The organism is Micromonospora sp. ALFpr18c (assembly GCF_008868155.1).
In the GTDB taxonomy this organism is placed as follows: domain Bacteria; phylum Actinomycetota; class Actinomycetes; order Mycobacteriales; family Micromonosporaceae; genus Micromonospora.
The window spans coordinates 1-11,293 of the sequence record NZ_WBKR01000199.1 but is presented as its reverse complement, the minus strand read 5'-3'; the positions used below and the strand labels follow the sequence as shown (position 1 = coordinate 11,293).

Here is an 11,293-nt window from a genome sequence, read left to right as displayed (position 1 = left end):
GCGCCATGACGAAGCTCCGGGTGGACCAGATCCGTGAGAAGACCTCGTCCTAACGGAGCTTCGTCCCCATTCGACACGCCGACGTGGTGACCACTACCCACCGTAAGATGATCTTGAAACGCCCGTGCTTCGAACGTAGCGGGTCGCGGTGCGATGCACACCCGCGTCGTGCGCCATCCCCGCGCCCTAGACGGCTCGATCGCACCCACTCCGCGTGACCTTATCGGCTCTGTTACCTGGTCTCGTGGATACGAGATCGAATGTCCGACTGTGCTGATCGAGCTCCCTCCTGGATCGCCCGCAAGCGAGGCCGAGTCTGGTTCTCCAGTAGCCTCACGTCGAGGTGTTCGACTGGTGACGGACCGGACAGCGATGGATTCTGCGTTCATCGCCGAGATGGTATCCGACGCGATCAAATCGCGTCCGGATGAGCCGTTCCTGGAACCAGCCATAGTAGATCAGGCTGTCGTCCAGTTGAACAGCGCACTCCTGTCCGCCGGACCGCGGGGAAAATCGCTAGAGGACTTGTTCAAGTCGAGTGATGGTTGGCAACTGAACCCCATATTCAAGAAGGCGAGAGCGCGAACCCTTCCCCGCGCCTTCGGTTCGGTCCACGCCCAATTCACTCAGTCCATCGATCAGTACGCAGCGGCAGAATTTCTTCAAGACGTCAACGAGCGCTACCTTGAAGCCGGCCCCTGGAAGGAGAACTATGAAACCGCCGACCGCATTGCTCGCGTATATGGTGCGCTATTTTGGCAGGAATCCAAGGGTAGGCAGCCGGAGAATGACCGCAAGTTGCTCGAAAACCATCTCAGAATTGCTATATCTCACTGGGCGGCTCCGACGATAAGCCTGGTCAATATTGAACAGGGCTTTGATGGGAGCTTCCCGAAGGACTTAATTCCGGTTCTCGCAAGAAAGGACTTCGGTGCACTCCACGATCAACTTCCGCCAACCCTAAAAAATTTCCTGAAGCTTCGTGGCGAAGACATAAAACACACCGTGAACGTGGAATACTTTGGATCTGGAACTGGCCAAAAGGTGGGGGACGCACTAGTCGGAAAGGGGCTTCTCCGTCCGGATCAGCCCAACCACGTGGCCATCAACAACATGTTGCGTAACTGCGGCATACTCGACAGCGGCGATGGCAACGTAGACGTCTTTTCGGGGCCGCTGGAGCAACTGGCGACAGGGCGGAGAATTACCCTTAATGACTTCGCGAACAACGCCCTATATGGCCCGTACGGTCAGGGCGGCGTGCCTTATATAAGCAGCGCTGACTACTTCGAGATTCATACCACTTTTAATGCTCGGAACTCTGCTCTTGGCAGTCAGTATTATGAACTGCGGCATCACGCAGGCGGCGTCGATACCGTTCATCGAGCCATGCGACGGTCCCAGGAAATCGAAAGCTGCGCTCAGACTGCGTATGGTCGACTTCAGGCGTCAAGGCTCGCGAGCATGGCGACTCCGTCTGCTGCCAGGCCGTCGGCCTTGAGCAATGCCGGCGAAGCCTTGAGGCGTGCCGCCCAGGTTCGGTCGGCCTCGGCGTCCCATCGTGGAAATCCACTGCCACTGGCACCGCGCGCTACCGAAGCGCGCGGGGTTCAGCAGCCAACGCACGGGCTCGTTCGGCGCGGGTGATGGCCTTACGGGCGGTACCGGTGGGAAACTCTGGGACACACACTGCCGGTGGGCGCGGGCCAGCCACCACCGGACCAACGTCGGCTGCGTGAGCGGGGACTGCGCGTGCGCCGGCCGACGGGGCGGTGCTAACCGTGCTCATGGACGCACCGTCCGAGGAGTTGGCCCTCATCGTCGGCACGCCCGCCTGCGTCAGTTTGGCGGCGAAGGCTTCGCCGATGACCAGAGCTGGCGGCAATTCCTACCAAGTCTTCGAGTGTCGTCCTCAGGGGTGAATCGGTGATCTTGGAGCGGCGTGCTAGCCGGCCATCGTGACCCGCTGAGAGGTTGGCCCCACCGATCCATCACGCCGAAGGCCTCGTACTGTTGCTCGGCAGTCATTCCGCCAGTGAGGCGTTCCAGGTCCCCGTCCAGCTCTGCTCCACCTTGACGCGGAACGCGAGGCTGGCCGGCACGGGTTCTCCCCAGACGGTCCTGCGGTCGTCGGGGTCCGGCACCCGACGCGTGCCTCAGCGCTCACAATCGTCCGCTGCCGCAGAATGCCACGTCGTGACGATTCGTTTGCCCACCTATTGCCCACCCGACAAGCAAGAGCCCGCCTCCTCAACTTGCAGGAGACGGGCTCTGACCTGGTGTTTCTGTTGTAGCGGGGACAGGATTTGAACCTGCGACCTCTGGGTTATGAGCCCAGCGAGCTACCGAGCTGCTCCACCCCGCGTCGACTGGTTAAGTCTAACCCATCCCGTTCGGCGATGATCAGTGGGGTCACGGCCCTGCCGACCCGGTGACTGCCGGTCCTCTGATCGGCTCCGTGCCGGGCTGCCCATCCGGTGCGCCGGTCGCGGGCAGGATGAGTCTTTCGCCGAGGGCCAGCGCCAGAGCGACGGCGCCGAGCAGCGAGCCACGGCCGATCGAGACGCGAGCACGTCCGGGCTCGCACGGCTGCGAGACGACGAAGCGGACGCGCTCGGTCACGCACGGCTCGACCGAGCAGGCACGTTCGGGTAGACCTGGCGCGATGACCGGACGCGACGCCGTCCTCCGGCACGCCAGCGAACTGGCACCGATCGCCGACGGCCATAAACGGCGAGAGCCCGCCTCCGGCGAACCGGAAACGGGCTCTCGATCTTTTCGTAGCGGGGACAGGATTTGAACCTGCGACCTCTGGGTTATGAGCCCAGCGAGCTACCGAGCTGCTCCACCCCGCGTCGGCTCGCTAACCGTAGCGCACCGACCCGGGGCACCGCAAAACGACTCCGATTCCGCTGTCAGTCGAGCCAGTTCTCGATCGCCGCCACCGCCCGGCGGCTGTCGGCGTCGACCTGGGACCGAACGGCAGCCGTGTGCTCCCAGCCCTGCTCCCACAGCACCGTCACCACGTCGCCGATCCGGACCGCCCGGACCAGCCGGACCTCCTCCGCGCCCGGGTCACCCATCCCCTCCGGGTACGGGGCCCGCATCTCGAACAGCACCGACTCGTCCCCGTACGCCCCCGAGGTCAACAGCCGTTGACGCCACGTCCTGGTGTCGTCGGGCAACCTCTGGTCGGGGCAGTCGCGGACGGCCTGCCGCAACTCGCGCAGCGCGTCGTCCGCACGACCCGGCCGGTAGATGGTGATGGTGTGCCGGTAGCTGCCGTCCGGGACGTTCCCCGCCGGAGTGCCGGCCAGCTTGTACGCGAGGTACCGGCCACGGCGCTGCACTACGGCGGAGTCGCTGGCATGCCGCGCCCCGCAGAGGATCGGCAACATGGCCCCTTCCCCCTGAGACTCCATGCCGGTCCGGTTCGCGGCGGCCAGCACGAAGAACGCCCGGTCCGGGATGGAGGTGGGCGGCCGGGGTGTCGCCGCCCCCGTGGTCGGCGCCGGCGGCGTACCGCTCGGCGTGGTCCGTGTCGGCGTCACGGACGACGGCGTCGACGTGGCGGAGGACGACGTCGCGGACGGAGTCGGGGACGGAGGGGTGACCGACCCGGTCGCCGTCGGGCCGGGCGTGTCAGCGGGAGGCGGCAACGGCGGCGTGCCGTCCGCCGCCAACACCAACCGACCGCCGACGGCGACCCCGCCGAGCAGCAACGCCACCGTGAGCCCGGTGCCGGCGGCCCGGACCCGCGCCCGACGGTCGGCGTACCGGCGGACCAGCTCGGGATGCGTCGGATCCTGGTCGTCGGCGACAGTGCTGAGCGACCGGTACAGATCGGAGAGTTCAACTGGCATCGTTCACCTCCAGCGTCGCGGTACGAAGGTCGGGCAACAGCGCGGCCAGCCGGGTGCGACCCCGGGACAGCCAGGACTTCACGGTGCCGACCGGGACGTCGGTCTCCCGGGCGATCTCCTCCACCGACATGTCGAAGAGGTAGTGCAGCGCCAACGCCTGCCGCTGGGTGGCCGGCAGTTGGCGGAGCGCGCGGACCAGGAGCACCCCGTCCTCACTCGGCGGCGGAGTGTCCGGCGGCGGGCCGGTGCGACTCAGCGTCGACCGCCAGCGGTGCAGACGCCGCCAGCGGTCGGTCGCCAGCCGGGCCACCACCAGCCGCAGCCACGCCTCCGGCGCCGGATGCGCCGACAGCCGCCCCCACTGCCGCCAGGCCCGGGCGTACGCCTCCTGCACGAGATCCTGCGCCTCGGTGTGGTCGCCGGTGACCGCATAGCCGTACCGCAGCATCCGCCGGGCGGTGCTGCGGTAGAAGTCGTCGAAGCTGTGCGCGTCCCTCACGACCGTCCCCCCTCGTCAGCGCCCCGTTGCAGTGAGGACGGCGGAGCGTTGCCGCAGGTTGCGGGCCTGTCGACCCCTGTCGGAGAGACGACAGGTGGCAACGGCGGAGCCCCCGTCGTCCGGACCGGATGTGGTCCGACGACGGGGGCTCCGAGGGATGGTGCCGGTGGCCGGGGTCAGCCGCCCGCGCTCGGGCTGACGCTCGGCGTCGGGCCGCCGCTGGGCGCACCAGCGGCCTGCTGCGCCTGCTGGAACGCGGTCAGCGCCTCGTCCAGTGCCTTCAACGCGCGACCGTACCGCTCGAAGTCACCGGACGTCTGCGCGGCGCGGACCTCGGTGATGGCGGCCTGCACCCGGTCCGCGGCGGCGGCCAGCGCGCCCGTCGGCGGCGGGTTGCTGGTGCTCGGCGTCGGCGACGGCGTACCCGTCGGCGTCGGCGTCGGGCTGGTCGGGTTACCCCCGGTGGTCGGGGGCGGCGAGGTGCCCTGCCCGGCCTTCTTACCCTGCTCGACCAACTGCTTGATGCCGTCGTTGATGTTGTCGGCGAGCGCCACGAACGAGCCGCCGTCACCGTACGAGAGCAGCACCTTCTGCAACAGCGGGTACGCGTCCTGCTGGTTGCTCTTCACGTAGACCGGCTCGACGTAGAGCATGCCGTCGGCGAAGGGCAGCGAGAGCAGGTTGCCGTACTGCACCTGCGCCTGGTTGCTGGAGAGCAGGGTCAACTGCTGACGGATGTTCGCGTTGTTGGTCATCTGCTGGTGCACCTGCACCGGGCCGGAGATCCGGGTCTGGTCCGGCAGCTCCAGCACCTCCAGCCGGGGCTTCCCGTCGATGTACGACCCGGAGATCAGAGCGGCCAGGTTCTGCCGGCCGTTCGGCGTGACCGCTGAGGTGAGCTGGAACCGCGGGCCCTCCTGCCCCGGGAACTGCGTGAACAGGTAGTACGGGGGCTGCTTCTGGCCGCTGTCCGGTGCGTCCGGCACGTTGGGCACCTGCCAGAAGTCCTGGGCGGAGTAGAAGTCGCCCGGGTTTGTCACGTGGAACTTGGTGAGCAGGTTGCGCTGCACCTTGAACATGTCCGCCGGGTAGCGCAGGTGCTCGGTCAGCTCGACCGGGATCTCGGCCTTCGGCTGGATCAGGTCGCCGCCGAACGCCTTGTTCCACGCCTTGAGCACCGGGTCGGTGTCGTCGTACTCGTAGAGCGTCACGGTGCCGTCGTACGCGTCGACGGTGGCCTTCACCGAGTTGCGCATGTAGTTGACGTTCTCCCGGGCCAGCTGGAAGGTGCCCCGGTTGGTCAGCTCGTCGGTGGTCTCGGTCTGCAGGTTGACCCGCTCGGCGTACGGGTAGGTGGCGGCCGTCGTGTAGCCGTCGACGATCCACTGCACGCGGCCGTCGACCACCGCCGGGTACGGGTCGCCGTCCAGGGTGAGGAACGGCGCGACCTTCTCCACCCGGTCCCGCGGGTTGCGCACGTACAGCAGCTTGGAGTCCTTGTTGACCGCCTCGGAGAGCAGGAAGTTCGACTCCTGCTCCTTGATGGCGTACAGCAGCCTGCGCGTGAACGAGCCGATCTTCACGCCGCCCTCGCCGGTGTAGGTGTAGGACTCGCCGCCACCCTCGCCGACCGGCCGGTCGAACTCGGCCTTCTTGTTCGGGTCGGACTGCCCGACGATCGCGTAGTCGTCGGCCGCCATCCGCTCGCCGTAGTAGATCCGCGGCTGCTTGGCCGGGATCTGCTCGGTCTGCGAGGAGCACGCCTCCTGGGTCCGCTCCCCCAGGAAGCCGGAGACGAAGAACGGCTGTCCGCCGCAGACCACCTGGTTCGCCGGGGCGGCCACCAGGCCGTATCCGTGGGTGTAGACGGTGTGCCGGTTGATCCAGGTGTTCTGCTGGTCGGTCAGCTCGCCGTAGTTGATTTCCCGGACGCCGACCACGTAGTCGGAGGTCTTGCCGTTCACCCCGTACCTGTCGATGTCCAGCTTGGGGCCGAAGTCGTAGAAGCCCCGGACCTGCTGGAGCTGGGTGTACGTCTCGCTGACCAGCTGCGGGTCGAGCAGGCGGACGTTCGACACCACCGAGGTGTCGGTGGCCAGGTTCCCCGGTGGGGTGTAGTTGTTCGCCGCGTACGGGGTGGTCTCGGTGGCCGCCAGCCCGAACGCCGCCCGCGTCGCGTCGATGCTGCGCTGGATGTACGGCGCCTCCTTGTCCTTGGCGCTCGGCTTGACCTCGAAGGTCTGCACCGCCCAGGGATAGATGCCGCCGATCGCCACCGCGGACACGCCGAGCAGGGCCAGCGAGATACCCGGCCAGACCAGGTTCCGCATCCAGGCGTTGGAGAACACGATGATCGCGATCGCCACCACGATCGAGATGTACGCCAGGATCTCCTTCGCCGGCAGCAACGCGTTGACGTCGGCGTAGCCGGCGCCGTACAGCTTGGCGCCCTCGTTGTACTCCAGCAGCATGGCCCGTCGGTCCAGTACGTACGCGACGGCCTTGAGCAGCACGAAGACCGCGACCAGGCTGCTCAGGTGGCCGCGGGCGGCGTTGCTCATCCGGTCCCCGACACCCTGCAGGCGGACGCCACCGAACAGGTAGTGCACCGCCAGCGCGCCGATCACGGCCAGCACCACCGCGGTGAAACCGACCCCGAGCAGGTAGCGCCAGAACGGCAGCTGGAAGACGTAGAAACCGAGGTCGACCCCGAACTCCGGGTCCTTGATCCCGAAGTCGCCGCCGTTGCGGAACAGCAGCCACTGGCTCCACCGGCTCTGGGCGGAGAGGCCGGCGAACAGTCCGATCACGGCGGAGGCCAGCGCGATCCAGGTGCCGAGGCGCGGCGTGAGCGCCATCCGGTAACGCTCCAGGGTCGCCTGCTCCACCGAGTGCGGGCGCAGCCGCGGACGCAGCCGGTACGCCAACCACAGGTTGCCGCCGACGATCACCGCCATGCCGAAACCGATGACCAGGAAGAGCAACAGGCGGGTGAGCAGCACACCGGTGAAGACCTCGGTGTAGCGGACCTCGTCGAACCAGAGCCAGTCCGTCCATGCCTGGACACCCCAGCCGAGCAGGGTGAAGAGCACGAACACCGCGACCAGGACAGCGATGGTGACGCGTCCGCGCCGGCTCATCCTCGGCAGGGGGCTGCTGCTACGCATTACCACTGTTGGCTCCGCACGCTCGATGTGATCGGCTCCGATCAGGCACCCAGAGTACGGGGTGTTCCTGAACGTGTCGGGGCACGGTCACACCGTCAGCAGCGGGTCGGCTGGCCTCCGGCACGAAGGGTCTCCAGAGCGGTCAACGCCTCGTCCAACGAACCCACCCGCAGCAGCGGCAGATCGGGCTGCGGATTGCGGACCGCCTCGGCGCAGTTGTCCGCCGGGACGAGGAAGACCTTGGCACCGGCGCGCTTCGCGCCGACCAGCTTCTGGGCGATCCCGCCGATCGGGCCGACCGAGCCCTCGTCGTCGATGGTGCCGGTGCCGGCGATGACCTTTCCGCCGGTGAGGTCCGCCGGGGTCAGCTTGTCGACGATGCCCAGGGCGAACATCAGGCCGGCGCTCGGCCCACCGATGTCCTCCAACTCGATGTCGAGCGTGAACGGGTGCGGCTGCTGCTGGTCGATCTCGACGCCGATCCGCGGCCGGCCGTCCTGCTCCCGGCTGGTCACCGTCGCCGTCGCCGGCACGCCGTCGCGGGTGTAGCCGATGGTCAACGCCGTACCGGCCGGCTTGGCCCGGACCAGCTCGGTGACCTTAGCGGCCACCGGCACCGGTCGACCGTCGACCGAGGTGACCACGTCGCCGACCTTGAGCGCCCCGGCGGACGGGCCGTCCGCGGCGACGGTCTTCACCACCACCTGCACCGGGAAACCCAGCTCGCGTAGCGCGGCCGTCTCGGCGCTGGTCTGCGACACCTTGAAGTCCTCGGCGTTGCGCTGCTCGACCTGCTCCGTCGACTCACCCGGCGGGTAGACCAGCTCGCGCGGCACCACCGCCTCGTCGTCGGAGAACCAACCGGCGATGGCCGACCGGAGCCGTACCGTCGGCTGCACCCCCACGGTCGTCAACCGGAGCTGGCCCGCGGAGGTGGACGTCTCCCGCCCGGCGACCTTGATGACCTCCTTGCCGTCGGCCGTGCCGAGGGTGTTCACCGTCGGGCCCGGACCGAGCACCACGTACGGGATCGGCACCCGGAGCACCCCGATGCTCAGCAGGGCGGTGAACAGGGCACCGAGCAGGACCGTCAGGCCACGACGTCTCATGCGGCAGAGCGTACCGACCGGTCGACGGCCGCCCGCCGGATGCGCCACACGACTTCGCCCTCAGCGCAACGCCAGCAGCGGCGACCTGGGGCGCGGCGCGCGTACCGTAGACGTCGTGCCTGATATTCCGTTCGGTTTCGCGCTCCCGGGTGGGCAACCACCAGACCCCAACGATCCCGCGCAGATGCAGCAGTTCATGTCGCAGTTGCAGCACCTGCTGTCCGCGCCGGGCAGTGGTCCGGTCAACTGGGACCTGGCCCGTCAGGTGGCCGCCAGCCAGCTCGCGGCCGCCGGCGACCCGGCGGTGTCACCGTACGAGCGTCACGCGGTGGAGGAGGCGCTACGCCTTGCCGACCTGTGGCTGGAGCCGGCCTCGGCGTGGCCGTCGGGCATTCAGACCCCGGTCGCCTGGAACCGCAACGAGTGGATCTTCAAGACGCTCGACGTGTGGCGCAAGCTCTGCGACCCGGTGGCCAGCCGGATGGTCGGCGCGATGGGTGACCTGGTGCCACCGGAGGCGCGCGCCCAGCTCGGCCCGATGCAGTCGATGGTTGCCACCCTCGGCGGGGCGCTCTTCGGCGGCCAACTGGGTCAGGCCCTCGGCTCGCTCGCCGCGGAGGTGCTCTCCGCCGGCGACATCGGGCTGCCGCTCGGCCCGGCCGGCACGGCCGCGCTGATCCCGGCCAACATCCGGGCGTACGGCGAGGGCCTGGAGCTCCCCGAGGATGAGGTACGCCTCTACGTGGCCCTGCGTGAGGCCGCCCACCAGCGGCTGTTCCAGCACGTCCCGTGGCTGCGCGGGCACGTGCTCAGCGCCGTCGAGATGTACGCCTCGGGCATCCGGGTCAACCGGGAGGCGATCGAGGAGGCGATGGGCCGGGTCGACCCGACCGACCCGGAGTCGATGCAGGCGATCGCCCTGGAAGGCATCTTCACCCCGGAGGACACCCCGGCGCAGAAGGCCTCCCTGGCCCGCCTGGAGACCGCGTTGGCCCTGGTCGAGGGCTGGGTGTGCCACGTGGTGGACAGCGCCGCCAGCGAACGGCTCCCCAACGTCGTCCGGCTGGGCGAGGCGTTCCGCCGCCGCCGGGCCGCCGGTGGTCCCGCCGAGCAGACCTTCGCCGCGCTGGTCGGTCTGGAGCTGCGCCCGCGCCGGCTGCGCGAGGCCGCGGCACTCTGGGCCGCGCTCACCACGCACCGGGGCATCGAGGGCCGCGACGCCGTCTGGGGGCACCCCGACCTGCTCCCGTCGGACGACGACTTCGCCGACCCGGTCGCCTTCGCGATGAACGACATGGACCTGAGTGAGCTGGACAGCTTCGACTTCACCGCCCCCGGTGGCGCGGAGGAGAAGGCTCCCGGCCAGTCCGACGAGACCGACGACGACGGCGACGCCAAGCCCTGACGCCAAGCCCTGACGCCCGGCCCTGACGCTTGGCCCTGTCGCTTGGCCCTGACGCTTGGCCCTGTCGCCAAGCGCTGAGCCCGGCCCTGACGCTTGGCCGTTCGGTGGCCGGCCCGGATGCCGAAGGCGGGCAATGACGGGTGTGAGCGTGATGCCTGTGAGTCATCAATATGACCCACAGGCATCACGCTCATCGGTGCACCCACCTCCCCAGCCTCACCGCTCGATGGTGGGCACCCGGCAGCCCGGCGTCGGGTCCGCCGGCCCGTGGCGCACCGGTAGCGGGCCGTCTGACGGTCGCCCCCGCTGGTAGCGGGTCCGCCGGACGATGGGCGGGCCGGTGGCGGACCCCGTCCGGCGGACGCCTCGCCGACAGCGCGTCACCCGATGGTGGGCGCGCCGCGCCGACAGCGAATCCGCCGATAGTGGGCGCGCCGCCTCGACAGCGGGTCCGCCGATAGTGGGCGCGCCGCCTCGACAGCGGGTCCGCCGATAGTGGGCGCGCCGCCTCGACAGCGGGTCCGCCGATAGTGGGCGCGCCGCCTCGACAGCGGGTCCGCCGATAGTGGGCGCGCCGCCTCGACAGCGGGTCCGCCGGCGGTGGGTGCGCCGCGCCGGCAGCGGGTCAGACGGGCCGGCCCGAGCCGGAGAGCAGGGCCCGAGTGGCCTCCCAGCCCTCGAAGGCCGGGTCCAGGGTGGCCAGGTCGGCCGGGCCGCGCATCCGTCGCCACCCGGCGGTGACCGCCACGTCCATGGGCCGGGGTGCACCGGAGCGCGCGTCGGCCGGCGTCGCGGTGTCCAGATCCAGCGGGGGTAGCCATCCCGGCACGGGCAGCCGTACGGCCACCCCGAGCAGACCCGGTCCGCCACCCTCCACCGGAGCCACCGCGACCGGTCGGGTGGTGAGCGGGCGCAGCAGCTTGCCGACGGTCAGCGCAGGCAGATCGGGCACGTCACCAGCGAGTACCGCCGCCTGGTCGAAGCCGTCCAGCACGGCGAACACCGCGTTCGGCGTCGGCTCGGCCACCTCGTACACCGTGGTGCCGGGCCAGACCAGGGCGTCCGCCAGCGCGCGGTCGGCCGGGGTCACCGCGACGGCGACCTCCACCTCGTTGAGGGTGGCGATCAGGTCGACGACGTCCTCGGCGAGCGCCGCCCGCCAGTCCGCCCGATCGACGCCGGGCGGCGACCACTGGACCGGCCCGAGCAACGCCACCACCACCCGCCGCGACATGTCCCCGACCCTAGCG

General features: G+C 69.2%; 7 protein-coding genes and 2 tRNA genes. 2 read left to right on the top strand and 7 right to left on the bottom strand.

Translation table 11 applies throughout. The annotated features are described in order from the left end of the window. Positions 1-354: 354 nt before the first annotated feature. Entirely contained in the window at positions 355-1,647 is a 1,293-nt protein-coding gene (locus tag F8271_RS26100; RefSeq protein ID WP_151492470.1) for a hypothetical protein, read from the top strand. 644 nt (positions 1,648-2,291) lie between these two features. On the opposite strand, the gene F8271_RS26095 is transcribed toward F8271_RS26100, so the two are convergent. The 6 genes from F8271_RS26095 to F8271_RS26070 all read right to left on the bottom strand — a co-directional run bounded on the left by F8271_RS26095 (position 2,292) and on the right by F8271_RS26070 (position 8,638). Next, positions 2,292-2,365 (bottom strand) — tRNA-Met (locus F8271_RS26095). A 416-nt stretch (positions 2,366-2,781) separates the two neighbouring features. Next, positions 2,782-2,855 (bottom strand) — tRNA-Met (locus F8271_RS26090). A gap of 60 nt (positions 2,856-2,915) precedes the next feature. Next, complete coding sequence (locus tag F8271_RS26085) at positions 2,916-3,863, bottom strand: hypothetical protein (RefSeq protein ID WP_151492469.1); 948 nt, start codon at positions 3,861-3,863, stop codon at positions 2,916-2,918. Continuing rightward, a complete protein-coding gene (locus tag F8271_RS26080) occupies positions 3,853-4,362 on the bottom strand; it encodes an RNA polymerase sigma factor (RefSeq protein ID WP_151492468.1) in 510 nt (169 codons plus the stop codon). The genes F8271_RS26085 and F8271_RS26080 overlap by 11 nt, the downstream gene beginning before the upstream one ends. A gap of 176 nt (positions 4,363-4,538) precedes the next feature. Further along, positions 4,539-7,529, bottom strand: coding sequence for a UPF0182 family protein (locus F8271_RS26075; RefSeq protein WP_151492472.1), 2,991 nt, complete (start codon positions 7,527-7,529; stop codon positions 4,539-4,541). A gap of 95 nt (positions 7,530-7,624) precedes the next feature. After that, on the bottom strand, positions 7,625-8,638 hold the full coding sequence (locus tag F8271_RS26070) for a PDZ domain-containing protein (protein ID WP_192580459.1): 1,014 nt from the start codon (positions 8,636-8,638) through the stop codon (positions 7,625-7,627). A 115-nt stretch (positions 8,639-8,753) separates the two neighbouring features. On the opposite strand from F8271_RS26070, the gene F8271_RS26065 reads away from it, so the two are divergent. After that, positions 8,754-10,043 (top strand): zinc-dependent metalloprotease, encoded by a 1,290-nt coding sequence (locus tag F8271_RS26065; RefSeq protein ID WP_151492467.1) that lies wholly within the window; start codon positions 8,754-8,756, stop codon positions 10,041-10,043. A gap of 625 nt (positions 10,044-10,668) precedes the next feature. Here F8271_RS26065 and F8271_RS26060 read toward each other — a convergent pair. After that, on the bottom strand, positions 10,669-11,277 hold the full coding sequence (locus tag F8271_RS26060; protein WP_151492466.1) for a hypothetical protein: 609 nt from the start codon (positions 11,275-11,277) through the stop codon (positions 10,669-10,671). Positions 11,278-11,293: the final 16 nt, after the last annotated feature.

Bases quoted from the DNA above. Each gene is read 5' to 3' on its own strand.
- F8271_RS26070 (WP_192580459.1), bottom strand. From the start codon at position 8,638: ATGAGACGTCGTGGCCTGACGGTCCTGCTCGGTGCCCTGTTCACCGCC.
- F8271_RS26060 (WP_151492466.1), bottom strand. From the start codon at position 11,277: ATGTCGCGGCGGGTGGTGGTGGCGTTGCTCGGGCCGGTCCAGTGGTCG.
- F8271_RS26075 (WP_151492472.1), bottom strand. From the start codon at position 7,529: ATGCGTAGCAGCAGCCCCCTGCCGAGGATGAGCCGGCGCGGACGCGTC.
- F8271_RS26085 (WP_151492469.1), bottom strand. From the start codon at position 3,863: ATGCCAGTTGAACTCTCCGATCTGTACCGGTCGCTCAGCACTGTCGCC.